23 protein-coding genes, 1 rRNA gene and 1 riboswitch are annotated in these 24,423 nt (G+C 59.4%); of the genes, 13 read left to right on the plus strand and 11 right to left on the minus strand.

Annotated elements, in window-relative coordinates; all coding sequences use genetic code 11:
- Window positions 1–152 precede the first annotated feature (152 nt).
- From rrf to AB5Y84_RS02375, 5 genes are all read left to right on the plus strand, one after another.
- Window positions 153–267: ribosomal RNA gene (gene rrf, locus AB5Y84_RS02355) — 5S ribosomal RNA — on the plus strand.
- A 284-nt stretch (window positions 268–551) separates the two neighbouring features.
- Window positions 552–1,004 carry a pullulanase gene (locus AB5Y84_RS02360; protein ID WP_139405601.1) on the plus strand — a complete coding sequence of 151 codons (453 nt, stop codon included), beginning with the start codon at window positions 552–554 and terminating at the stop codon, window positions 1,002–1,004.
- Window positions 1,005–1,215: 211 nt separating this feature from the next.
- Window positions 1,216–3,357: an adenosylcobalamin-dependent ribonucleoside-diphosphate reductase gene (locus tag AB5Y84_RS02365; RefSeq protein ID WP_368176291.1), complete on the plus strand. Its 2,142-nt coding sequence runs from the start codon at window positions 1,216–1,218 to the stop codon at window positions 3,355–3,357.
- Window positions 3,358–3,367: 10 nt separating this feature from the next.
- On the plus strand, window positions 3,368–4,051 hold the full coding sequence (locus tag AB5Y84_RS02370) for an NrdJb (protein ID WP_118854278.1): 684 nt from the start codon (window positions 3,368–3,370) through the stop codon (window positions 4,049–4,051).
- A gap of 220 nt (window positions 4,052–4,271) precedes the next feature.
- Window positions 4,272–5,642 carry a PhoH family protein gene (locus AB5Y84_RS02375; RefSeq protein ID WP_005358170.1) on the plus strand — a complete coding sequence of 457 codons (1,371 nt, stop codon included), beginning with the start codon at window positions 4,272–4,274 and terminating at the stop codon, window positions 5,640–5,642.
- An 80-nt stretch (window positions 5,643–5,722) separates the two neighbouring features.
- On the opposite strand, the gene thiQ is transcribed toward AB5Y84_RS02375, so the two are convergent.
- From thiQ to thiB, 3 genes are read right to left on the minus strand one after another with little or no spacing between them, the layout of a single operon-like run.
- On the minus strand, window positions 5,723–6,418 hold the full coding sequence (gene thiQ, locus AB5Y84_RS02380) for a thiamine ABC transporter ATP-binding protein (RefSeq protein ID WP_323936683.1): 696 nt from the start codon (window positions 6,416–6,418) through the stop codon (window positions 5,723–5,725).
- Window positions 6,405–8,024, minus strand: a complete 1,620-nt coding sequence (gene thiP, locus AB5Y84_RS02385) for a thiamine/thiamine pyrophosphate ABC transporter permease (protein WP_368176292.1) — start codon at window positions 8,022–8,024, stop codon at window positions 6,405–6,407. Before thiP ends, thiQ begins: the two co-directional genes overlap by 14 nt.
- Entirely contained in the window at window positions 8,021–9,001 is a 981-nt protein-coding gene (thiB, locus tag AB5Y84_RS02390; protein WP_368176293.1) for a thiamine ABC transporter substrate binding subunit, read from the minus strand. Before thiB ends, thiP begins: the two co-directional genes overlap by 4 nt.
- A 60-nt stretch (window positions 9,002–9,061) precedes the next feature.
- Window positions 9,062–9,152, minus strand: a riboswitch (TPP riboswitch).
- Between the two features lie 89 nt (window positions 9,153–9,241).
- Here thiB and AB5Y84_RS02395 point away from each other — a divergent pair.
- A complete protein-coding gene (locus AB5Y84_RS02395; protein ID WP_005339160.1) occupies window positions 9,242–9,532 on the plus strand; it encodes a PilZ domain-containing protein in 291 nt (96 codons plus the stop codon).
- 30 nt (window positions 9,533–9,562) lie between these two features.
- On the opposite strand, the gene AB5Y84_RS02400 is transcribed toward AB5Y84_RS02395, so the two are convergent.
- The 5 genes from AB5Y84_RS02400 to leuA all read right to left on the minus strand — a co-directional run bounded on the left by AB5Y84_RS02400 (window position 9,563) and on the right by leuA (window position 15,493).
- Window positions 9,563–10,492, minus strand: a complete 930-nt coding sequence (locus AB5Y84_RS02400) for a hypothetical protein (protein WP_005358183.1) — start codon at window positions 10,490–10,492, stop codon at window positions 9,563–9,565.
- 117 nt (window positions 10,493–10,609) lie between these two features.
- Window positions 10,610–11,209 carry a 3-isopropylmalate dehydratase small subunit gene (leuD, locus tag AB5Y84_RS02405; protein WP_368176294.1) on the minus strand — a complete coding sequence of 200 codons (600 nt, stop codon included), beginning with the start codon at window positions 11,207–11,209 and terminating at the stop codon, window positions 10,610–10,612.
- Between the two features lie 12 nt (window positions 11,210–11,221).
- Window positions 11,222–12,619: a 3-isopropylmalate dehydratase large subunit gene (leuC, locus tag AB5Y84_RS02410; RefSeq protein WP_368176295.1), complete on the minus strand. Its 1,398-nt coding sequence runs from the start codon at window positions 12,617–12,619 to the stop codon at window positions 11,222–11,224.
- Window positions 12,620–12,652: 33 nt separating this feature from the next.
- Window positions 12,653–13,738, minus strand: a complete 1,086-nt coding sequence (gene leuB / locus AB5Y84_RS02415; protein ID WP_368176296.1) for a 3-isopropylmalate dehydrogenase — start codon at window positions 13,736–13,738, stop codon at window positions 12,653–12,655.
- Window positions 13,739–13,930: 192 nt separating this feature from the next.
- Window positions 13,931–15,493: a 2-isopropylmalate synthase gene (leuA, locus tag AB5Y84_RS02420; protein WP_005341192.1), complete on the minus strand. Its 1,563-nt coding sequence runs from the start codon at window positions 15,491–15,493 to the stop codon at window positions 13,931–13,933.
- Window positions 15,494–15,901: 408 nt separating this feature from the next.
- On the opposite strand from leuA, the gene AB5Y84_RS02425 reads away from it, so the two are divergent.
- From AB5Y84_RS02425 to AB5Y84_RS02455, 7 genes are all read left to right on the plus strand, one after another.
- A complete protein-coding gene (locus tag AB5Y84_RS02425) occupies window positions 15,902–16,522 on the plus strand; it encodes a TetR/AcrR family transcriptional regulator (protein WP_005349170.1) in 621 nt (206 codons plus the stop codon).
- Window positions 16,523–16,648: 126 nt separating this feature from the next.
- Window positions 16,649–17,152 (plus strand): phosphatase PAP2 family protein, encoded by a 504-nt coding sequence (locus AB5Y84_RS02430; RefSeq protein WP_005339149.1) that lies wholly within the window; start codon window positions 16,649–16,651, stop codon window positions 17,150–17,152.
- Window positions 17,149–18,258 carry an MJ1255/VC2487 family glycosyltransferase gene (locus tag AB5Y84_RS02435; protein ID WP_258721695.1) on the plus strand — a complete coding sequence of 370 codons (1,110 nt, stop codon included), beginning with the start codon at window positions 17,149–17,151 and terminating at the stop codon, window positions 18,256–18,258. The genes AB5Y84_RS02430 and AB5Y84_RS02435 overlap by 4 nt, the downstream gene beginning before the upstream one ends.
- 37 nt (window positions 18,259–18,295) lie before the next feature.
- Entirely contained in the window at window positions 18,296–18,448 is a 153-nt protein-coding gene (locus AB5Y84_RS02440; protein ID WP_005339147.1) for a hypothetical protein, read from the plus strand.
- Between the two features lie 390 nt (window positions 18,449–18,838).
- Complete coding sequence (locus AB5Y84_RS02445) at window positions 18,839–20,557, plus strand: acetolactate synthase 3 large subunit (protein WP_005339146.1); 1,719 nt, start codon at window positions 18,839–18,841, stop codon at window positions 20,555–20,557.
- On the plus strand, window positions 20,557–21,051 hold the full coding sequence (ilvN, locus tag AB5Y84_RS02450; RefSeq protein WP_005311605.1) for an acetolactate synthase small subunit: 495 nt from the start codon (window positions 20,557–20,559) through the stop codon (window positions 21,049–21,051). The genes AB5Y84_RS02445 and ilvN overlap by 1 nt, the downstream gene beginning before the upstream one ends.
- 104 nt (window positions 21,052–21,155) lie before the next feature.
- On the plus strand, window positions 21,156–21,788 hold the full coding sequence (locus AB5Y84_RS02455) for a LysE family translocator (protein WP_368176308.1): 633 nt from the start codon (window positions 21,156–21,158) through the stop codon (window positions 21,786–21,788).
- 160 nt (window positions 21,789–21,948) lie between these two features.
- Here AB5Y84_RS02455 and AB5Y84_RS02460 read toward each other — a convergent pair whose 3' ends face one another.
- The 3 genes from AB5Y84_RS02460 to dusB all read right to left on the minus strand — a co-directional run bounded on the left by AB5Y84_RS02460 (window position 21,949) and on the right by dusB (window position 24,231).
- The gene (locus AB5Y84_RS02460) at window positions 21,949–22,830 is read right to left on the minus strand and encodes a DMT family transporter (RefSeq protein ID WP_368176297.1); all 882 of its coding nucleotides are present in this window, start codon (window positions 22,828–22,830) and stop codon (window positions 21,949–21,951) included.
- A gap of 112 nt (window positions 22,831–22,942) precedes the next feature.
- A complete protein-coding gene (gene fis / locus AB5Y84_RS02465) occupies window positions 22,943–23,239 on the minus strand; it encodes a DNA-binding transcriptional regulator Fis (RefSeq protein ID WP_005309538.1) in 297 nt (98 codons plus the stop codon).
- A gap of 26 nt (window positions 23,240–23,265) precedes the next feature.
- Window positions 23,266–24,231, minus strand: coding sequence for a tRNA dihydrouridine synthase DusB (dusB, locus tag AB5Y84_RS02470; RefSeq protein ID WP_019445016.1), 966 nt, complete (start codon window positions 24,229–24,231; stop codon window positions 23,266–23,268).
- Window positions 24,232–24,423: the final 192 nt, after the last annotated feature.

Here is a 24,423-nt window from a genome sequence, read left to right on the forward strand (position 1 = left end):
ATACTAATTACCCGTGAGGCTTAACCATACAACACCCAAGAAGTGTTCTAAGGCTTGTAACAGATACCAAGCGAACTACTCAAATTCAGTGATAGTGACAAGCCAAGCGCAACATCACTACTCACGTCAGCTTTCTCAGATTGAAGAATTTGCCTGGCGGCCATAGCGCCGTGGAACCACCTGATCCCATGCCGAACTCAGAAGTGAAACGCGGTAGCGCCGATGGTAGTGTGGCATTCGCCATGCGAGAGTAGGACACTGCCAGGCACCCAATACAAGAAACCCCGCTCGATGAGCGGGGTTTTTTATTGCCTGCAATTCAGCACGTCACCGGATTATTAGACTTTCCCCTTCTTGTCATTCATTGATTACCCTTCTAAAGCCCCAAAACGACCTCTTTTTCTGTTCGATATTTGCTCACCAGTTCAATGTGTTGGATACAAAAAGTACAGAATGTGATGCCTCTACCTTTCTTGTGATGCCTGCTCTGGTTTAATTCTTCAGTCCACATGGATGGACCAAGGAATCACAATAATTTAAGGAATAGACCCATGTTCAAAAGAACAGTAACGATGATGCTGGCGGCGGGAACCCTGGTATTAGGCGGTTGCGCATCCAATGGTGGTGCAGAGCAGGCTGGGGCAGATAACGGCGATTTCGGTGGCAAGTCCATCTACCTGCGCGGGGAGATGAACGACTGGATGGCGACTGATGAAAGCAAGGTTGTCAAGGTGGCCGACAAACTCTATATGGCCAAAGGCACTCTCAAGAAAGAGTGGGCCCCCTACAAGTTCAAGTTTGCTGATTCAGGCTGGAGCTGCGGTACCAACTTTGGCTACAAGAGCCCGAGTGATGGTGTTGCCGTGTTGGGTGGTGAGGCGGTGCCGGTAAACCCCTGCTCCAAGTATGAGGACATGAAGTTCTCACCGGATGCTGATGGCGTCTACGAGTTCTATCTAAATATGGCGGGTGAAACGCCGTCCGTTTACGTCAAGAAGCCCTGATCTATCTCTGAGTGTTAAATCTCTCAGCAAATTAATCAGTTAAGCGCCCTGGCCCAGAAATCTGCTGGCCGGGGCATTTTTTTAGGTTAGAATCGGCGCCCTCATGGCATCAGGTGTACTATATGTTGTGCCATTAATTTTAGATGGCACCATTGGTTGTGTTTTCTGCTGTTGTCATGATGTTGATGCATTCACATAAGGTTGATTGAAAATGGCTAAATCGAACCCGGTGCTGGAGAGTGAGCTTGGCTCCCGCCTTATCCCCATGCAGGAAACGTCCCTCGAGATCTGGGATAGCAAGTATCGCCTCAAGAGCAAGGATGGCACTCCCATCGACAGCTCTATCGATGAGACTTACCAGCGGGTAGCCCGTGCATTGGCAGAGCAGGAGCCGGAGGCCTGGTATGAGCCGTTCCTGTGGGCGCTGCGCAATGGGGCCATTCCGGCGGGCCGCATCACCTCCAACGCCGGGGCGTTTGAGCACAAGCCTGCGACTTCAACCATCAACTGTACTGTTTCCGGCACCATCGAAGATTCGATGGACGATATCCTCGGCAAGGTGCACGAGGCCGGTCTGACCCTGAAAGCCGGGTGCGGTATCGGCTATGACTTCTCGACCCTGCGCCCGCGCGGTGCCTTTGTCTCCGGTGCCGGTGCCTACACTTCCGGCCCGCTCTCCTTTATGGATATCTATGACAAGATGTGTTTCACCGTCTCGTCAGCCGGTGGCCGTCGTGGCGCCCAGATGGGCACCATGGATATCCGTCATCCCGATGTGATCGAGTTTATTCAGGCCAAGCGCGAAGATGGCCGTCTGCGCCAGTTCAACCTCTCCCTGCTCATCACCGAAGATTTCGTCAAGGCGGTGAAAGAGGATGCTCCCTGGTCGCTGATCTTCCCCTACACCGCCAAAGAGGTAGAGCAGGATGGCATTGCGCTGGACGATCCTGCTCAGGTGCTATGGGCCGACTGGCCCAACAAGGAAGGGGTTGTATTCAACGAGTTGGGGCAGGTCGCCTGCAAGGTCTACAAGACCATGCCAGCCCGCAAGCTGTGGAATGTCATCATGACCTCCACCTATGACTATGCAGAGCCCGGCTTCATCCTGATCGACAAGGTCAACCAGATGAACAACAACTGGTTCTGTGAAGAGATCCGCGCGACCAACCCCTGTGGTGAGCAGCCGTTGCCGCCCTACGGTGCCTGTCTGCTGGGCTCGGTCAATCTGACCAAGTTTGTGCGCGACCCTTTTACTGAATACGCGGCATTCGATTGGCAGGCGTTTCGCAAGGTGGTGGCCATCTTTACTCGCATGCTCGACAACGTGGTGGAGATCAACCAACTGCCACTGGCCAAACAGCGCGAGGAGATCACAGCCAAGCGCCGGCATGGCATGGGTTTCCTGGGTCTTGGTTCGACCCTCACCATGCTGCAGATCAAGTACGGCTCTGCGGCATCCGTAGCCTTTACCGAGCAGGTATCCCAGGAGCTGGCGATGACCGGCTGGCAGGAGTCCCTGCGTCTTGCCAAGGAGAAGGGCCCAGCCCCCATCATGGAGCAGGAGTTCGAAGTGACCGGCAAGATGCTGCGTCTGCGCCCGGAAATGGCGGCTGATGGCATCAAGGTGGGCGACAAGGTGAAGGGCAAGGTGCTGCATGCGCGCTACAGCCGCTACATGCAGCAGGTTGCCGAAGTGGATCCTGCGCTAGTCGCCGAGCTGGCCGAAGTGGGCGGGCGTTTCACACATCACAGCAGTATTGCGCCGACCGGCACCATCTCGCTGTCTCTGGCCAACAACGCCAGCAACGGCATCGAGCCGAGCTTTGCCCACCACTACAGCCGCAACGTTATCAAGCCGGGCAAGAAGAGCAAGGAGAGCGTGGATGTCTACTCCTTCGAGCTGCTGGCCTATCGCGAGCTGGTGAATCCGGCCGCCATGCCCTATGCCGATGATGAGGCGAGTCGTCTGCCGGACTACTTCATTACTGCTGATGACATCACCCCGGCGCAACATGTGGACATTCAGGCTGCGGCCCAGCGCTGGATTGACTCCTCCATCTCCAAGACTGCCAACGTGCCGACCGATTTTCCGTTCGAGCAGTTCAAGGACATCTACATGTATGCCTCGGACTCCGGCCTCAAGGGCTGCACCACCTTCCGCTTCAATCCGGAGGCCTTCCAGGGCGTGCTGGTGAAGGAGAAGGATCTGGAGAACACCCTGTACGATTTCACCCTGGAGGATGGCTCCGTCATCTCCGTCAAGGGGAACGAAGAGATTGAATACGATGGTGAGCTGCACACTGCCGCCAACCTCTACGACGCCTTGAAAGAAGGCTATTACGGTAAATTCTGAGAACGACATTATGGTCAAAAAGATCGACAAGAAAATCGTCGCCTACAAGGTGCGTACCAAGGATGAGCCGCAAGAAGATCTCTCTGTGCAGGATGACGTAGTGCACATGCACGAAACCGTGCTGCGCCCGGAGCGATTGATGGGAACCACCTACAAGCTGAAGACGCCGGAGCATGTCTCCGAACACTCGCTGTTCATCACCATCAACGACATCATTCTCAACGAGGGTACTGTTCACGAAACCCGCCGCCCGTTCGAGATCTTCATTAACTCAAAGAGCCTGGAACACTACCAGTGGATCGTGGCGCTGACCCGCATTATCTCCGCCGTATTCCGCAAGGGTGGGGATGTCACCTTCCTGGTGGAGGAGTTGCGCTCGGTGTTTGATCCCAAGGGCGGCTACTGGAACAAGGGCAAGTACGTTCCATCGCTGATCGCTGAAATTGGCAACGTGATCGAGAGCCATCTCACCGAGATAGGCATGCTCAAGGCGCCGGGGTTGGACGAGCATCAGCAGGCATTTCTGGCCGAGAAGCAAGCCGAGTTGAAAGCCGCTCAGGAGGCTAAAGAGCAGCAGGCGAGCAGTGGTTTTCCGGCCAATGCCGCGCTCTGCTACAAGTGCCACACCAAGGCGCTGGTGCTGAAGGATGGCTGCATGACCTGCCTCAACTGCGGCGACTCCAAGTGCGGCTGACAGACATGCCCAAGTAGTTGAACGATAGAAAAAAGACCGGCCATAGCGTCGGTCTTTTTATTGCTGTTTTTATGCTCAATCAAATCAGGCGGCCAAGTGATTTGTTGCGCGATAGTAAAATCGGGCGTAGCGTTGAGGGTAATAAAACTGTCACGGCCGTGTGGTTTCAATGACATCTGAGATTCACACACGTGGCCCTTCAGTGCCAAGGAGGATGCTTATGGACAATACGGACCGAAAGCTGTTTATCCTGGATACCAACGTTCTGCTTCACGAACCCCTCGCTATCTACTCCTTCAAAGAGCACGACGTGCTCATCCCCATGACGGTGCTGGAAGAGCTCGATAACATCAAGGATCGCAACAAGGATGTCAGCCGCGACGCGCGGGTGGCCATTCGTGCGCTGGAAGATGTGTTCCGCGATGCAACCCCGGATCAGATCACCCAGGGCGTGCCGCTGGCTGGCGAAGCGAGCGGCAATATCTGCATCTTCAGCGATCACCATCTGCCGCAGGATGCCGAGGTCTTTACCGACAAGGAGGCCGACAACCGCATCATCAACGCGGCCCTCTATCTGCAAAAGCACGAGTTGAAGCGTCAGGTGGTGCTGGTCACCAAAGACATCAACATGCGCCTCAAAGCCAAAGGGGCCGGTCTTGCTCACGTCGAAGATTATCGCAGCGACCAGCTGATCGACGATATCCGCCTGCTGGCCAAGGGTTTTCAGGTGGTGCCCGGCAGCTTTTGGGAGCGGGTTGGCGAGTGCGAGAGCGAGACCCATGGCCGCGACACCATCCATGTGATCGATGCCAATCTGCTGGAAGGGGTTCACGTAAACCAGTATCTGGTGGATGAGGAGAATTTCTTCGCCGCCCGGGTACTCAGCCACGATGGCAACAAGATCCGCATCAAGGATCTGGGCCGCGAGCGGCTGATGTCCCGCAAGGCGTGGGGTGTCCATCCCAAGAATGTCTATCAGGGGATGGCGCTGGATGCACTGCTCGATCCGCACATCGATCTGGTGATCCTGACCGGCCCGGCGGGTTGTGGCAAAACCTTGCTGGCCATGGCTGCTGCGCTGGAGTTGGTGATTGAGAAGGGCATTTACGAGAAGGTGATCGTCACCCGGAATACCCCGGAAATTGCCGAGAGCATCGGCTTCCTGCCCGGCACTGAAGAGGAGAAGATGATGCCCTGGCTGGCGGCGGTGACCGACACCCTGGAGGTACTGCACAAGCAGGACGAGAACATGAGCGGCTCGCTCAGCTACATCATGGAGAAGGCCAATATCCAGTTCAAATCGGTTAACTTCATGCGCGGGCGCAGCATCCAGAACACCTTCGTGCTGCTGGATGAGTGCCAGAACCTGACCGCGTCCCAGATCAAGACCATCATCACCCGCTGCGGCGAGGGCACCAAGATCGTCTGCTCCGGTAACCTGGCCCAGATCGACTCCAACTACCTGAGCCCGGTGACCTCGGGTCTCACCTACATCGTCGAGCGTTTCAAGGATTTTGACGGCAGTGCCAACATCTTCCTCAATGGCGTGGTGCGCAGCCGACTGGCTTCGTTCGCCGAGGAAAACCTCTGATTTAAATGAATATTTCCAGATACAAAGGGAGGCCAATCGGCCTCCTTTTTTGATCATGGCGCAGTCTTTACTCCCAAGGGCTATTGGCCAAGGTAGCGCAGCAGCCCCGGGTGGTCGCTATTTTGCAGGATATCCGGCTTGCCTTGCAGGGCGATGCGGCCCTCGTCGACAAACAGCACCTGATCGGCAATCAGCTGGGCATCTTCCGGATTGTGGGAGACCATCAGTACGGTAATGCCCTGTTCGCAGGCGAGGCGCGCCACTTCGGCCAGCATCTCCCGGCGCAGGGCGGGATCGAGGGCAGAGAAGGGCTCATCCAGCAGCAGCAGCGGTTTGCCGCGCACCAGCGCGCGAGCCAGCCCGACTCGCTGCTGCTGGCCGCCGGAGAGCTGCTCCGGCAGACGGCTTAGCATCTCGCCAAGGCCAACCCGCCCGGCTGCATCGATCACCTGTGCCCGTTGGGCGGCACTCAGGCGCAGACCCGGGTGCAAGCCGATAGCGATATTGTCGAACACCGACAGGTGGAGGAAGAGGTTGTGATCCTGAAACAGGGTGGTGACCGGTCGCTCGGCGGGGCCCAGCGGCAGCAGATCTTCGCCATCGAAACTGAGGCGGCCTGATTCCACCGGCACGAAGCCGGCGATCATCCCGAGCAGGGTCGACTTGCCCGCGCCGCTTGGGCCAATCAGCGCGGTGATCTCCCCCTTGGGCAGGGTCGCGCTGAAGCTGACGCGCCAGTCGGGGTAGCTGGTCACCAGCGTATCAATGTTCAGCATGTTTTCCTCCAAGCCCCCGTTCCACCAGCCAGAACAGGGAGAAACAGAGTGTCAGCAGCAGCAGGGCGGTGGCGGCCGCCTCGGTCAGCCGGTAACTGCCGAGCTGTTGATAGAGCAGCCAGGGCAGGGTGGTGAGCTCCTGACTGCCAAACATGGCGATGGCGCCGAGATCCCCCAGCGAGAGGATCATCGACAGCGCCATCGCCAGTGCCAGCGGGCGGCGCAGCAGCGGCCACTCCACCAGCCGCAGGCGATGCAGGCCGCGTACCCCCAGGCTATCCGCCAGCCGGTCGTATTGGCGCACCACCAGCTGCATGGGGGCGGAGAGGGTGCGCAGCACGTAGGGCAGCGCCATCAGGGCGTTGACCAGCACCACCAGCCAGGGGCCGAGGGCGAACACATCGGCGAACGGCATAAACAGGATGAAGAGACCGGTAGAGAGCACCACTGCCGGGATCATCAGGATCATCGAGCCGCTTGCCTCCCACAGGGCGGCAGCTCGCCGCTGGCGGGTGCGCACCTTTAGGTGACGGCTGGTGAGCAGCAGGCCGCTGCCAAGCAGGGTCGCCAGGGTGCCCGCCGCCAGTGCAATCAGCAGCGACTGGCCGCTCGCCTGCCACAGTTTGGTGGAAGTGAGCGCCGTCAGCAGGCCGGGGTGGAGGCCGGCCACCACGATAGCCAGCAGTGGTGGCAGAAAGATGGTGAGCCCGATACAGAGCGAGAGCAGATCCACCACGGCCGCTCCCGGCTGATGGCGATCCGGCCGCAGACAGGGGCGACGAGGCGTCACCCTGCTGGCCGGGGTGCTCTGCAGCTTGTGCTGCAGGGCGAGCAGGGCGGCGGTCAGGATGAGCTGCACCAGCGCCAATCCGCCCGCGGTGGCGAGATCGAAGTCAAAGCGCAGCGCCTGATAGACAGCCACCTCCAGAGTGGTGGATTTCGGCCCGCCCCCCAGCGCCAGTACGGTAGTGAAGCTGGTGAAGCAGAGCATGAAGATGAGGCTGGCCAGCCCAGGCAATATGCCGCGAATAAGCGGCCACTCCAGCAGCCGGAAGATATGGGATGAGCGCATGCCAAGCTGGCTGGCAAGGCGCCAGCTCGATTCGGGGATGCTCTCTATGCTCTGCAGCATCAGACGGGCCGCCAGTGGCATATTGAAGAAGACGTGGGCCAGCAGGATGCCGAACAGGCCGTAGAGATAATTGCCGGGATCCAGCCCCAGTGACCGTAGTAGTTGCGGTAGCCACCCCTGTTTGCCATGTACCGCCACAATACCGAAGATGGCGATGATGACCGGCAGTACCAGCGAGAGGCCAAACAACTTGATCAGCAGGGTTCGGCCAATGAAACGGCGCCGCGCCAGCGCGCGGGCCACCGGAATGGCCAGCCCGAGACTGAGCAGGGTGGAGAGCAGTGCCTGCCCCAGACTGAAGCCCAGCACATGACGCAGATAAGGATCTGAGAGCAGGGTGCGGGGGGCCAGCGAACCGGCCTGCCACAGCAGGGCCGCGAGCGGCCCGAGGGACAACAACAGGATCAACAGGGTGGCCGCACTGCCCGGCAACCACCAGAGGGGACGAGCCTGTGGTTTCAGATGACGGCTCACTGGGTGACGGCTTGCAGCCACTCGCGGATCCACCCTTTGCGATTGGCGGCCACCTCATCGCTGCTGAAGGCGAGCGGCTTGGCTACGGTGATCATCTGCTCGAAGCCCTTGGGCAGCGGCGTGTCGATAACGGGATACATCCAGTTGCCGGTCGGGATTTCCTGTTGGAAGGCGGGGCTCACCATAAATTGCAGGAACTGGTCAGCCAGCTTCTCCTGTTTGGCACTCTTCAGCTTGGCAGCCACTTCTACCTGACGGTAGTGACCCTCCTCGAAGGCGGCAGCCTGATACTGGGGCTTGCTCTCGGCAATCAGGTGATAGGCCGGAGAGGTGGTGTAGGAGAGCACCATGTCCGCTTCGCCATCGAGGAACATGCCATAAGCTTCTGACCACCCCTTGGTGACGGTGACCGTCTTTTTGGCAAGCTCGGCCCAGGCGGCAGGCGCCTTGTCGCCGTAGACAGACTTCATCCACAGCATCAGCCCCTGCCCCGGGGTGGAGGTGCGGGGATCCTGATAGATCACCTTGAGATCGGGCCGCTCCACCAGCTCTTTCAGGCTCTTGGGTGGTTGCTTGAGTTTGTCCTTGTCATAGACGAAGGCAAAGTAGCCGTAGTCGTAGGGTACGAAGGTGTCATCCTGCCAGCCACCCGGCACCTTGATGCTGTCGAGCTTGGCGGGATGGGGGGCGAACAGGCCGCTCTGTTTGGCTTCGCTGATGAGGGCATCGTCAAGCCCCAGCACCAGATCGGCCTTGCTGTGGTTGCCCTCCAGCCGCAGCCGGTTGAGGATGGCGACCCCATCTTCGAGGGGAACCAGATTGAGGGTGCAATCGCACGCTTTCTCGAAGGCCTGTTTGATCTTGGGCCCCGGCCCCCACTCGGCAGTGAAGGAGCTGTAGGTGTAGACGGTGAGGGTGTCGGCGGCGAACACATTGGCCGACAGCAGGCCGGTGGTGACCAGCAGCAGGGTCTTCATGGGTGGCACTCCCTATTACTTGTTAATAACGAGGTGCCAGCGGGTGAGGGCGCAAAAAATGAGCGCCATGCCTCAAATTCCTCCGCCAGCATTATCTGGATCAGGTACACGGGTATAATCTCAGCGGTAAACCGCACCCCGTTTGAGAAACGAACCGCATTGTATTAACGTTCTTTTGGGTAGACCAGCACAATTGTGCAATACCCATGAGATGACGCCCACCCAACAGAGGATGTTCGCGTGCTTACCAATACCAAGGAAAGGCGTGCCTTTGCGCGCATGGTCATCAATGCTCCGGTCACCGTCTATCAGCAGCAGCTGGTGCTGGAGGGGATCTGCCGGGATCTCAGTGCCAACGGCATGGGGATTGCGGTCTCTGAACACCAGCTCGACATCAATCAGCCCATCCGGATCAGTCTTGCCACCAACAACAATCTGTTGCCTCCCTTTGAAGCCCATGCCCGTATTATCCGGGTGCTGGAGGAGGAGAGCGGGTTGTTGCTGGCGGTAGAGTTTCTGCCTCAAGGTTAATCCTCTCTCCCCATCGGCAGAGGGAGGGGATTAACCTTTCTCCTGAACCGGCTGCACACTCAACTGCTTGCTATCGACCAGCGTTTTGCTGGTCGATGCTATTTGGCCCGCAGGCAAGGTGGCGGGACCGGTAGGTTCGAGCAGCAGGTAGTTCTGCCCCTGCCAGTTGAGGGTCACATCCCCCGGCTTGGCGGGCAGGTCAACGGCCAGCAGGGCATGGCCGGGGACGAACACCATGGCCTGTTTCAGCTCCGGAAAGAGCTGAGCCAGCATGGCGGCCATCAGGGTTACCTTGCTGTCGCAATCACCCCGGTTCTGCTCCAGCACCTGACGGGGCGGGAGAAATCCTTTGCCCTGCCTTCCATTCAGGCTGTCGAGCTGCTGGTAGGGGATGCTCTGGATAAAGGTGAGCATATGGGCCACGGTTTTCTGGCGCGCTTCCGTTTCGGTGCTGCCCTGCTGCTTGAGTTGATCCGCCAGCGGAGCCAGCCCGCTGCGACTCTCCAGCGCGATGCGCACATGGTCCTGCTTCACCGCCAGCTGCCCGTCCGGGGTGTTGAAGTACTGGAAGTAGTGTTTGGTCAGCCACGCCTGCTCCTCTTTGCTCCGCTTGGACTGCAGAAAGGCCATCGCCTCGCGCGCCTTGTCCTGATTGCGGCTTTTCAGATGCAGCTCCAGCGAGGGACGGGCGAGGGTGAACTGCACCTCGGGGTAGTTCTGGCGCACCTCCCGCAGCAACACCTGCAACACCTCCTCCTGCATTCTCGCCGGGCGATAGGCGATAAGGGGCGGCAACTTGCCCTGTTCGAGCCGGTAGGTGAGCTGTTGGGGTTTACCTTCGCTATCCTGCCAGCCGACGCTGATCTGGCCGAGGCTGTTGTTGAAGCTGGTTTGGCTGGCACCCGCAGGCAGGGCAAGCAGCAGGGCACAGAGCAGAGGAATTGCCGTCGGTCTCTTCATCATCCTTTCCTGTGGCACGGGCCAGTTCCGGTGGCCCAAAGTGGGAAGCGTAGCGGACAGTAAAACAGGGAGTCGAAGCTCCCTGTTGATTCTACTCGTTTTTTTGCAATTGGCGCGTTAAATCCAGCTCGGCTGCTTCGCCTCAAAGGCGCTGATAGCTGCCTCGTGCTGCAGGGTCAGACCGATGGCATCCAGCCCGTTGAGCAGGCAGTAACGGCGGAATTCATCGATCTCGAAACCGAAGCAGAGGCTACCTGCACGTACCTGATTGGCCTCCAGATTCACCTCGATCTCGATGCCCGGTTTGGCGGCCACCAGCTGGAACAGGGCGTCGACCTCCTCCTCCTTCAGGCGCACCGGCACCATGCCATTGTTGATGGCGTTGCCGTAGAAGATGTCGGCAAAGCTCGGGGCTATGATGGTCTTGAAGCCGTAGTCGGCCAGCGCCCAGGGGGCGTGCTCGCGGCTCGACCCGCAGCCGAAGTTCTCGCGGGCCAGCAGAATGCTGGCACCGGCGAATTGTGGTTGGTTCAGTACAAACTCGGGGTTTGGCTGCTGGCCGGCATCGTCAAGGAAGCGCCAGTCGTGGAACAGGTGCTTGCCAAAACCAATGCGGTTTACTTTTTGCAAAAACTGTTTGGGAATGATGGCGTCGGTGTCGACGTTGGCGCTGTCGAGGGGGACGACGATCCCTTTATGCTGTTTGAATCCTGTCATCGAAATGTCCTCTTACAGTGCGCGAATATCGGCGAAGCGGCCGGTGACGGCGGCAGCGGCGGCCATGGCCGGGCTCACCAGATGGGTGCGGCCGGCGCGGCCCTGACGCCCTTCGAAGTTGCGGTTGCTGGTGGAGGCGCAGCGCTCCCCCGGTTGCAGCCGATCGTTGTTCATCGCCAGACACATGGAGCAGCCGGGCAGGCGCCACTCAAAACCGGCCTCGATGAAGATCTTGTCCAGCCCCTCGGCTTCGGCTTGTGCCTTCACCTGCTCGGAGCCAGGCACCACCAGCGCCTGCACGCCAGCGGCTACCTTGCGACCGCGAGCGATGGCGGCGGCGGCGCGCAGATCCTCGATGCGGCTGTTGGTGCACGACCCGATAAATACTTTGTCGATGGCAACGTCGGAGAGCTTCTGACCCGGTTGCAAGTCCATGTAGGCGAGCGCCTTGCGGGCGGACTGCTGCTCCATCAGATCGCTGAAGGATTCCGGCGCAGGAATCGGCTCATTGACGGCAATCACCTGCCCCGGATTGGTACCCCAGGTGACCTGCGGGGCGATATCGGCGGCGTCCAGCACCACTTCGGCATCGAAACGGGCACCATCGTCGCTCTTGAGGCTCTGCCAGTAGGCGATGGCCTGCTCCAGTACCTCGCCCTTGGGAGCAAACTCCTTACCGCGAATGTAGTCGATGGTGGTCTGGTCGGGGGCAATCATCCCCGCCTTGGCGCCCAGCTCGATGGCCATGTTGCACACCGTCATCCGCCCTTCCATGGAGAGGCTCGCAATGGCATCGCCAGCGAACTCCACCACGTAGCCGGTACCACCGGCGTGGCCGACCTTGCCGATAATGGCCAGTACCACGTCCTTGGCACTGATGCCCTCGGCCAGCTTGCCGTTGACCGAAATGCGCATGGTCTTGGCGCGGCCCTGTTTCAGGGTCTGGGTCGCCATCACATGTTCCACTTCGGAAGTGCCGATGCCAAACGCCAGCGAGCCGAAGGCGCCGTGAGTGGCGGTGTGGGAGTCGCCGCAGACGATGGTGGTGCCGGGCAGGGTGATGCCGAGCTCGGGGCCCATCACATGGACGATCCCCTGATATTTGTGGTTGAGATCGTAGAGGCGAACCCCGAACTCTTTACAGTTGTCGGCGAGCGTCTCCATCTGGATGCGAGCCATCTCGCCGGAGGCGGCGATGTCCTTGGTAGTGGTGGAGACGTTGTGATCCATGGTGGCCCAGGTCAGGTCCGGGCGGCGCAGCTGGCGATTCATGGCGCGCAGGCCGTCGAATGCCTGCGGGCTGGTCACTTCATGCACCAGATGGCGGTCGATGTAGATGAGGGGGGTCTCCCCTTCCACTTCCCGTACCACGTGGGCGTCGAATACTTTCTGATAGAGGGTCTTGGCCATTGCTTCTCTCTTCCTTGTTCTCTGTTATGCGGCTCAGATCCGGGCGGCGATCTGGCTACCCATCTCGGACGTGCTCTGCACCGGATGGCGGGCGCTGGCCTGATGCAGGTCGGCGGTGAAGTAACCCTCGGCCAAGGTCTGGGCCACGGCCTGCTCAATGGCCTGGGCGGCAGCCTCCATCCCTAAGCTGTAGCGCAGCATCAGGGCGGCTGAGAGGATCTGGGCAATGGGATTCGCAATACCCTTGCCGGCGATATCCGGAGCCGAACCACCGGCCGGTTCGAACAGGCCGAAACCCGATTCGTTGAGGCTGGCTGAGGGGAGCAGTCCCATGGAGCCGGTGATCATGGCGCACTCGTCGGAGAGGATGTCACCGAACAGGTTGGAGCAGAGCAGCACATCGAACTGGGATGGATCCTTGATGAGCTGCATGGTGGCGTTGTCGATATACATATGATTGAGGGTTACGTCCGGATAGGACTTGGCGACTTGCGTCACCACCTCGCGCCACAGAATGGAGGAGGCGAGCACGTTGGCCTTGTCGATGGAGGTGACCTTGCCACGGCGCACACGCGCCGACTCAAAGGCAATCTTGGCGATGCGCTCAATCTCGAAGCGGTGATACACCTCGGTATCGAACGCCTTCTCGTTCGCCCCTTCTCCCTCGCGCCCCTTGGGCTGGCCGAAATAGATGCCGCCGGTCAGCTCGCGCACGCAGGCGATGTCAAAACCGCGATCGGAGATATCGGCGCGCAGGGGTGAGAACTGCTCTAAACCGGTATAGATACGGGCCGGACGCAGGTTGCAGAACAGTTTGAAGTGAGCTCGCAGGGGCAGCAGGGCTCCGCGCTCCGGCTGATCGTTGGGGGGCAGATGTTCCCATTTCGGGCCGCCGACCGAGCCGAACAGCACGGCGTCGGCCGCTTCGCAGCCTTTGATGGTGCTTTGTGGCAGCGGGGTGCCGTGGTTGTCGATGGCGATGCCGCCCACGTCATGGCGATCATACTCGAAGGCGAGGCCGAATTTGGCCTGCACCTTCTCCAGCACCTTGACGGCCTCGGCCATCACTTCCGGGCCAATGCCGTCACCCGGCAATACTGCGATCCGATAACTGCTCATACACTCTCCATCCTGATATTGTCTTTGAGATCCCTCTGCCCGGTTTCCCCGACGCTGCGCGCGGATGCCGGTTCAGACGTTCTCCGTCCTGATGTTGTCATTCCATGCCGTCTGTGTGGCACCGAGCCCTGCTCAGACGGTTTCCGATGTGATGCTGTCATTCCATTCCGTCTGTTTGGTTCCGAGCCCTGTTCAGACGGTTTCTGATTTGATGCTGTTATTGCGTTCCATCTGCTCGGCCACCTGATCGGCGCGCCAGATGCTGTTGATCACATGGAGCAGGGCGTGGGCCGAGGATTCGATGATGTCGGTGGCCAGTCCCATGCCGTGGAATTTGCGCCCTTTGTACTCGGCGACGATATCGACCTGACCGAGGGCATCTTCCCCTTCGCCCTTGCTCTTGAGGGCATATTTGTCGATGCGGATCTCATAGCCGGTGATGCGGTTGATGCACTGGTAGACCGCATCCACCGGGCCATTGCCGGTGGCCGCTTCGCAGATCAGATCTTGTCCCACCTTCAATTTGACCGAGGCGGTGGCCAGTACCGAGCTGCCGCTCTGCACCCCGAGGTACTCCAGCTTGAAGTGCTCCGGCTCCTCGTGGATCTGGCTGAAGAAGGCCAGCGCTTCGAGGTCGTAGTCGAATACCTGCCCCTTCTTGTCGGCCAGGGTCAGGAACTTGCCGTAGAGGTGGTCGAGGTCGTAGCTGCTCTCGGCGTAGCCCATGGACTCCATCCGGTGCTTGATAACGTGGCGGCCGGAGCGGGAGGTCATGTTGAGGTTGTTCTGGGTCAGGCCGATGCTCTCGGGAGTGATGATTTCGTAGGTATTTTTCGCCTTGAGCACCCCATCCTGATGGATGCCGGAGCTGTGGGAGAAGGCGTTGGCCCCGACGATCGCCTTGTTGGGCTGCACCGGCATATTGCACAGCTGGCTGACCAGCGTGCTGGTGCGATGAATTTCGTTGTGGCGGATATTGGTTTGCACCCCGAGCAGGTCGGCGCGGGTTTTGAGGATCATCGCCACCTCTTCCAGCGAGCAGTTGCCCGCCCGCTCGCCGATGCCGTTGATGGTGCACTCAATCTGGCGGGCCCCCATCTGCACCGCGCCGATGGAGTTGGCCACCGAGAGCCCCAGATCATCGTGGCAGTGGACCGAGATGATCGCCTTGTCGATGTTGGGTACCCGGTTGAACAGGGTGTGGATGATGCCGGAGAACTCGGTCGGTACCGTGTAGCCCACGGTATCGGGGATATTGATGGTGCGGGCCCCCGCCTTGATGGCGGCCTCCACCATGCGGCAGAGGTTATCGATGGGGGTGCGGCCTGCATCCTCGCAGGAGAACTCCACATCATCGGTGTAGCGCAGCGCGTGCTTGATGGCGCCGACCCCCATCTCCAGCACATCCTCGAAGCTCTTTTTCAGCTTGCTCTCCACATGGATGGAGGAGGTGGAGATAAAGGTGTGGATGCGAAACGCCTCGGCGACCCGCAAGGCTTCACCGGCGGCATCGATATCTTTTGGCAGGGCGCGGGCGAGGGCGCAGACCCGGCTGTTCTTGATGTGGCGGGCGATGGTCTGCACCGATTGAAAATCGCCGGGAGAAGAGACCGGGAAGCCCACCTCCATGACGTCGACACCGAGCCGCTCCAGCGCCTGGGCGATCTGCAGCTTCTCCTTGACTGTCAAACTGGCCGCCAGGGCCTGCTCACCATCACGCAAGGTGGTGTCGAATATGATGACCCGATCTGACATGTGACTTCCCTCTTCCTAAGTTCGGTAACGTGCATCCTGCGGCGGCATAAAAAAACCCGTGCAGGGTGCACGGGTTTTTGTAAATTCCGGCTATGCCTTAGCCCGGCTACAAGGATCCCGCGCGAGTTAACGCGATTAGGGAGATTAGTAGTAGCGGGGTGGCGATATGCATGACGTTGTTATTCCTTCCAGTCGATAACGCTTTTACCAATATCGAGATTTTTATGCTGTGTCAACACGGAAGGTCAGGGGCAATCTGCTGACGTATTTAATCGGATTGTAAAGGATTGCAAATTTCCTTGTCCCATATTCGGCCCATGACCGATTATCTGGTCATTCCTGCTGTGCTCTATTCTCTGCACAACCAGATCGACTTATCAGCATTGGCTGAATTATCTGAGGTGTTAAATGGAAAAACGTAGACCTGGTCGTCCGGTCGGACGTTCTGACATTCGTGACAAGTTGCTTGCTGCCGCCCGTGAGCGTTTTCTCAATACTCCCTATAGCAAGGTGACTACACGCGAAATCGCGGAGCTTGCTGGCTCCAATCTGGCAATGATCCACTACTACTTCGGCAGTAAAGAGGGTCTTTACAAAGCTGTGTTGGGCGATGTCGCCGAGCCCCTCGACCATGCCTGGCAAGATGAACACAGCAATCACAGCCTCAACGAGCTGCTCAACACCTACTATCAGGTGATGGCGCCCAACAGCGAGCTGACCTCTGCCATCTCCAGCGCATTGTCGACCGAGAAGAGCCCGGGCCGGGATTTTGTGCTGAACCGCCTGCTGGAACGCCAGCTGCCGCAGTTCGATGCCCTGCTGGAAACCATGAAGTCCAACGGCGAGCTGGGTGACAACCTGGATCCCGACATGCTGAAGATCTCCTTCCTCAGCATGATGTGGCAGCCGTTCGTGATGAAAGATCTCTACGAGCAGGTGTTTGGCCTGAAAGTGGATGAGCACTTCATGGCCCGTCTGGCGGACCACAACTGCCGTCTGATGGAGACCGGTCTGCGCGGCAGCCACTGATTTTGCCGCAACATCGAGATTAAAAAGGGCCATTCGGCCCTTTTTTCATAAATCTGTTATCCCTTGTTCAACGTAACGTCATCCCGCTTTTTTACTCTGCAAGCAGAATTCAGGGAAGGAGGGGATATGAACAAGATCCAGCAATGGGACCTGCAGGTGTGCCGGGTCTGCCTGCTTCACGGCTACAACCGGCAGCAGGCGAGGGTGAGTCGTCTCATTTCCCGCACCGGCGATGGCCCGCTTTACGCCGTGCTGGCCGCCCTGCTCTGGTGGCAGGGGGAGGCAGAGCGGGAGCTGGTGCGACTGGCGCTGCTAGCCTTCGCCATCGAATTGCCCCTCTATCTGCTGCTGAAAAACAGCCTGAAACGGCAACGGCCGGTCGGCTTGCCGGTCTTTATCACTCCTTCCGATCGTTACAGTCTCCCCTCCGGCCACACCGCTGCCGCTTTTCTGATGGCCACCATACTGGCCACCGGCTTTCCGCTCTGGGCACCCCTGCTGTTTGGCTGGGCGGCGCTGGTGGGGGCATCCCGGTTGCTGCTCGGGGTGCACTACCTGAGCGATCTGGTTGCCGGTGCCCTGCTGGGTGGCGGTTGCGCCGTGCTGGCGCTCGGCTGGAGCCACTCATGAGGATACTGTTTGGGGTGCAAGGCACCGGCAACGGTCATATCAGTCGCAGTCGCACCTTGGCGCGGGCGCTGCGCACGGCAGGGGTCGAGGTGGATTATCTCTTTAGCGGCCGTCCTGCCGACCGCTACTTTGACATGGAGGAGTTCGGCGCCTACCGCGTCTTTCCCGGCCTCACTTTTGTCAGTCACGAGGGGCGAGTTTCTCCGTGGCGCACCCTGCAAGCCGCCTCGCCGCTCACCTTCTGGCGGGATCTGCGGGCCCTCGATTGCAGCGAATACGATCTGGTGGTGAGCGATTTTGAGCCGCTGACCGCCCACGCCGCCCGCCGCTATGGCAAACCGAGCCTCACCGTCAGTCATCAGGCCAGCTTCAACTGGCCCATACCGCGTTGGGGGGAGGATGGGGTCAGCCGCCAGCTGATGCGCCACTTTGCTCCTGTGGATCAGCCGCTCGGGCTGCACTGGTTTCACTTCGGTCACCCCTTGCTGCCACCGGTGATCGACCCCATCGCCGCCGCGCCGGATAACGGCGAGATCCTGGTCTATCTGCCGTTCGAGCAGACCGAGGCGATTGCCGCCCTGTTGTCGCGCTTTGGTCAGCAGCGCTTTGTCTGCTTTCACCCCGCCATTCGTACCCCCAGCCAGTGGCGCAACCTGCGCTTCGAACCGCCGTCGCGGCACGGATTTATCGCCGTGCTGGCCGGTTGTCGCGGTGTTATTTCCAACGCGGGTTTCGAGCTGGCTTCCGAGGCGCTCACCCTCGGCAAGAAGCTGCTGGTCAAGCCCCTCGGCGGCCAGTTCGAGCAGCTGACCAACGGCAAGACGCTCGAGATGATGGGGCTGGCGACCCTGATGGATGTGCTCGATGCCAATCTGGTGCGTACCTGGCTCGACAGCGCCTCGCCCGGGGCGGTCTGTTACCCCGATGTAGCAGGGGAGCTGGCCCGCTGGCTGGCGGCGGGCGCTGACGAGAGCGTGGCCTCTCTGTCGCGGCGGCTCTGGGCGCGCACCCTGTTTCCGGAGGAGGTGAGTGATCGCCTGAGCGAGCTGGATGGGGGCGACTGTTTATCCAGTTGCTGGTTATCGCAAGTGAGCGTTGTTGACTAGACTGAAAGGCGATCCCACCAAGGAGAGGACGGAGCAAATGCGCTTTACCAATGAAAACGGCGAAGTCATGAACCTGGCTGACAATCTCACCCTGCACGAGTTGCTCGATATGGGTGTCAGCATCTCGGTCAGTGAAGAGACCGATCCGGATCAGCAGATCTGGCTGGCGGAGCCGGATCAGGAGAACTGAGTCATCATCCGGCATCAAGCCCACCGCTGAACGGTGGGCTTTTTTGTGGCTGTTTTTCCCCTCTGCGGAATGATCCGCTGGCCATTCCCCGACTTCCTTCCCTTTTGTCTCATGGTCGCTGCGGCAAGTCATTGAATGTTAATAGCCGGTTGAAATGTATGACTGTTCTGGTCAGATAAAGCCGTGGACAAGCGTTATGAAGCGGGTTAAGTTGGTTTTTCACCCTATTTTCGGGTGAATGACGGAAAAATCCTTTTTTTCTACTGTCGACGGGGCTGAATTGGGCCGATCTGCATTCAGATAACAACAAGAAACGGATCGGGCCGTGCCGGGAAGCACGGCATCGTCGGCGGGATTCGCTAAACGGAGCAAAGCCTGGAGGGCTTTATCATGGAGATGTTATCAGGCGCCCAGATGGTGGTTAGAGCGCTGGAAGATCAGGGAGTTGAGCACGTCTTCGGCTACCCTGGTGGCTCAGTGCTCGACATCTATGACGCTCTCTTCGAAAACGGCAAGATGGAGCATGTCTTGGTGCGGCACGAGCAAGCCGCGGTTCACATGGCTGACGGTTACGCCCGTTCCACCGGCAAGGTGGGGACTGTGCTGGTAACGTCAGGCCCGGGAGCGACCAACTGCATTACCGGTATTGCCACCGCCTATATGGATTCCATTCCGCTGGTGATCCTCTCCGGCCAGGTGCCGACCAGCATGATCGGTGAGGATGCGTTCCAGGAGACCGACATGATCGGTATCTCCCGCCCGGTGGTGAAGCACAGCTTCCTGTGCAAGAAGGCGAGCGATATTCCCGAGGCCATCAAGAAGGCCTACTACATTGCCGCCAGCGGCCGCCCGGGGCCGGTGGTGGTGGATCTGCCCAAAGATGTGCAGAACCCGAAAGAGAAATTCCCCTACCAGTATCCCGAGACGGTCTCCCTGCGCTCCTACAACCCGACCAAGTCTGGCCATAAAGGGCAGATCAAGCGGGCAGCCAAGCTGCTGGTAGAAGCCCAGCGCCCGGTGATGTACGTGGGCGGTGGCGCCATCAACGCCAATGCGGACCATCTGGTGACCAAACTAGCGGAGCTGCTGAACCTGCCGGTGACCACCACCCTGATGGGGCTGGGGGCCTTCTCCGGCGTCCATCCGCAATTTATCGGCATGCTGGGGATGCACGGCACCTTCGAAGCCAACAAGACCATGCACAACGCGGATCTCATCTTCGCTGTCGGTGCCCGCTTCGATGACCGCGTCACCAACAACGTGGCCAAGTTCTGCCCCAATGCGACCGTGGTCCATATCGATATCGACCCCACCTCCATCTCCAAAACGGTGCAGGCCCATGTGCCCATCGTCGGCTCGGTGGAGACCGTTTTGGAGCAGATGCTGGAAGTGATCCGCGAGTGTGGCTTCGATAACGACAAGGAGGCGCTGGCGGACTGGTGGAGCCAGATCAACCAGTGGCGCTCCCGTCACTGTCTGGCCTACGAAAAGTCGGCTACCCAGATCAAGCCGCAACAGGTGATCGAGACCCTCTACAAGGTGACTCAGGGTCAGGCGTTTGTTGCCTCCGACGTGGGCCAGCACCAGATGTTTGCGGCCCTCTACTACCCGTTTGCCAAACCGCGCCAGTGGATCAACTCGGGGGGCCTCGGCACCATGGGCTTTGGTATTCCGGCAGCCATGGGGGCCCAGTTTGCCAACCCGGATGCGGTGGTCTGCTGCGTCACCGGCGACGGCTCGGTGCAGATGAACATTCAGGAGCTCTCCACCTGCATGCAGTACGGAGTGCCCATCAAGATCATCTCCATCAACAACCGTGCACTGGGCATGGTCAAGCAGTGGCAGAAGATGTTCTACGGCGGCCGTCACAGCCACTCCTACATGGAGTCCCTGCCGGACTTCGTCAAACTGGCGGAAGCCTACGGCCACGTCGGCATCGCGGTGAGCGATCCGGCCGAGCTGGAGAGCGCCATGGAGAAAGCCTTCGCCATGAAGGATCGGCTGGTGTTCATGGATATCTCGGTCGACCCGGATGAGCACGTCTATCCGATGCAGATCAAGTTTGGCGCCATGGATGAGATGTGGCTGAGCAAGACGGAGAGAACCTGATGAGACACATCATTTCAGTACTGCTGGAGAACGAATCCGGCGCCCTGAGCCGCGTGGTGGGTCTCTTCTCCCAGCGTGGCTACAACATCGAGACCCTGACGGTGGCGCCGACCGAGGATCCCACCCTGTCGCGCATGACCATAGTCACCATGGGTGACGAGCGGGTGCTGGAGCAGATCCAGAAGCAACTGCACAAGCTGGTGGATGTGCTCAAGGTGTGCGACCTGAGCGAAGGGGAGCATATCGAGCGGGAGATCGCGCTGGTCAAGGCGCGCGCCGCCGGTGGGGCCCGTGACGAGCTGAAACGGCTGGCAGATATCTTCCGCGGCCAGATCGTCGACGTTACCCCCGAGCAGTACACGGTACAGCTGGTGGGCACCAGCGAGAAGCTGGATGCCTTTATCAAGACCGCAGCCCAGACCAACGAGATCATCGAAGTGGTGCGCTCCGGCGTCTGCGGTATCTCCCGGGCGGATAAGGCGCTGCGGCCCTGATGGCTGGCGGGACAGCTGATGACGCGTCAGCTGCCGCAGAGTGAAAGTAAAGAGGGCTCTGCGGAGCCCTCTTTGTTTGGTTTTGCTTTACGAGGGGAGGGATGATGTTCGGTATTCATGATCTTGCACTGTTTATGGTCTCGGGGCTGCTGCTCAACATCATGCCGGGGCCGGATTCCCTGCTGGTTATGCTGCGCAGCGGCTCGCAAGGGTGGCGTGCCGGTTCAGTCGCGGCCCTTGGCATCGGCACAGGTGTCATGGTGCATGTGCTGGCGGCGGCGCTGGGTCTGTCGGCCCTGCTCAGTGCGTCGGCCGAGTTGTTTGCCCTCATCAAGCTGGCTGGCGCCATCTACCTCATCTATCTGGGGCTCTCTCTGCTGCGCCAGCAGGCAACAGGAGCAATGGAGAGGGGGGCTATTTTACCCGCCCTCTCCTATGGCCAGATTTACCGGCAAGGGGTACTGACCAATGTGCTCAACCCCAAGGTGGCGCTCTTTTTCCTTGCCTTTGTGCCCCAGTTCATTGCACCGGAGGCTCCCGACAAGGCGCTCGCTTTTATCCTGCTCGGTTGCATCTTCAATCTGGGCGGCATCATCTGGTGCCACCTGCTGGTCTTTACCACCGTCTATGCCAGCCACAGGGTTCGGTTGTCACAGCGTCTTGGTCGCTGGCTCAACCGGGGCATCGGCACTCTGTTTGTCGGACTCGGGATCAAGCTAGCTCTTTCAAGCCGCTAACTGGGTGCCAAGGGACGTTCAAGAAGGGAGCTGGCGCACAGGGGCGAGCCGAGAGAATGGCCCAAGCAGTTCGCCGTGGCAATGCAACAAAAGGGGTTTGCAACTGCAGGCCCCTTTTCGTTGGTTGTTTCATCCGCATAGAGGTGTTTGCCGTGGGCAGTTAGCGTGCCGGTTTCAGCGTGCGACTACGCAGCAGCAGGGGCAGTTGGTAGAGCACCAGGGCGCCGAGCACCAGTCCGGCTCCGGCCAGTTTGGCGCCGCCGAGGGGTTCGTTGTAGAAGAGGGTGCTCAGGAGCAGGGTCCAGACCGGTTCCAGCAGCATCATCAGGGCTGCGTGAGCGGTAGTCATCTTGCTCAGTGCATGGGTGAGCAGCCAGTAGCGCAATGTGGTGGCGATCAAGACGCTCGCCGCAAACCAGCCCCAGATGCCGTGGCTGACTCCAGCCTCGGGCCACTGCTCGGTCAGCAGGGAGAGCAGGGTGCCGAGCAGGCCGGTCATCGCCAGCTGGATACAGGTGAGCCAGGTCGGTGCAATGGATTGGGCGAAGTGGCGATGGACGGCAAGCTGGATGCCGAGGGTGGTGGCCGCCGCCAGAAACCAGAACAGCGAGAGCGACACGCCCCAGTGGGTACTGCTGGAGAGCAGCAGCAAACCGGCGATGGCGATGGGCAGGGTGAGCCAGTAGTGGCGGCTGGGCTTGGCCCGAAAGGCTCCCCATGCGGCCAGCGGGGCCATCAGGGTGGCGACGCTCATGATAAATGCGCCGCTGCCCAGCGCATCGCTCTGGCTGATGGCGGTGACCCACAGCAGCAGGCTGGCACCGAGCAATGTGCCGCAACCGGCAGCGCGCACCAGCTGGGCGCGGGTCGGCGGCGGTTCACGCAGCCAGGCGAGTGGGAGCAACAGCAGCGCCGCCAGCAGGAAGCGGCTGCCGATAAAGGCGGCAGGGGGCAGTTCGCGGATCGCCTCTTTCGAGAAGAGCCAGCCAGCGGCGGCCAGCAGGGTGACCAGTACCATCAGCAGCAGGGGAGTGCGGTTCATCGGGGTCGTCATGGTGAAATGGAGGGGAGAGCATAAAGGAAAGGCGCCAGGTATTGCTACCTGACGCCTTTCGCATCTGCCTTGAACCGCCGTCGCGGCTCGCGGCCAGCAATCAGTTCATGCCGTAACGCTTGAGCTTCTTGCGCAGGGTGCCACGGTTGATACCCATCATCACGGCAGCGCGAGTCTGGTTACCACGGGTGTACTGCATGATCACGTCCAGCATCGGCGCTTCGACTTCGGAGAGAACCATATCGTACAGATCAATCACTTCCTGACCGTTCAACTGGGCCAGGTAGTTACGCAGGGCCTGTTGCACAGAGTCACGCAGGGGGCGCTGGGTCGGCTCGGCAGCGTGATTGTGAGTAGTTGTTACCAATGCATCAGAAGTCAGGGTTTGTTCGAACATATTCGGTCGGCTCTTTAGTTATCTTGTTAACCTAATCCATCGAAATACGCTTCGAGTGCCTCAAGTTGCGCGTCTGCGCAATCCAGGGCATTGAAGTGCTTACGGAATTCTCGGCCCGTCTCTTCTTCATCCAGATACCAGCCCACGTGTTTACGGGCTATGCGCGCTCCCAGATATGCACCATAAAACCGGTGCAGGTTGGTTACATGCTCGTTCATCAGGGTGCGAACCTCTTCCCTCTCGGGAGGCGGCAGCTTGGTGCCCGTCTCAAGAAAATGACGGATTTCCCGGAAAATCCAGGGTCGTCCTTGCGCAGCTCGGCCGATCATCACGGCGTCTACACCGGTATAGTCGAGGACATACCGGGCTTTCTCCGGGCTGTTGATGTCACCATTGGCGACAACAGGAATCGATACGGCCTGCTTAATCGCCCTGATCGTGTCGTACTCCGCTTCGCCCTTGTAGAGGCATGCACGGGTACGACCATGCACGGCAAGGGCCGCGATACCGCAATCTTCGGCGATTCGGGCGATCTCCACGCCATTGCGGTTATCCGGATCCCATCCTGTGCGGATCTTCAAGGTGACAGGCACCTCCACTGCATCCACCACGGCCCGGCAAATTGCTTTGACCTGATCGGGGGCACGCAGCAGGGCAGAACCTGCCAACTTCTTATTCACTTTTTTTGCCGGACATCCCATGTTGATGTCGACGATCTGTGCGCCCTGCTCCACGTTGTAGCGGGCAGCAAACGCCATCATCTCGGGGTCGGCTCCGGCAATCTGGACCGATCGCAATCCGCCTTCTGCAGAGTGATCCATCCTCATCCGGGTTTTCTGGGTATCCCAGACATCCGGGTTGGCCAGCAGCATCTCGGAAACGGCCATGCCAGCCCCCAATCGCAAACAAAGTTCACGGAATGGTCGGTCAGTTACACCGGCCATGGGAGCCACAATCAAGGGAGTTTCAAGCGTGTGGGGACCTATCTGCATTCCACGGTTACCATCGGCTTAGGGCGGCGTATATTACGCATTTTTTAGGCAGGAGAAAAGGTTAGTATTTGAGCGTCAGCCATTTTTTTCTGAAAAAAACGTCGCGCCAAGGCTTGCAAATTCTGGAGTTATTGAAAAACGGCCAGATTGCCGGAGAGTGAGCGCTGTACCATTCGGGTCGGACGCCTGCAT

Source organism: Aeromonas sp. s11, from assembly GCF_040907945.1.
GTDB classification, from domain to species: domain Bacteria; phylum Pseudomonadota; class Gammaproteobacteria; order Enterobacterales; family Aeromonadaceae; genus Aeromonas; species Aeromonas veronii.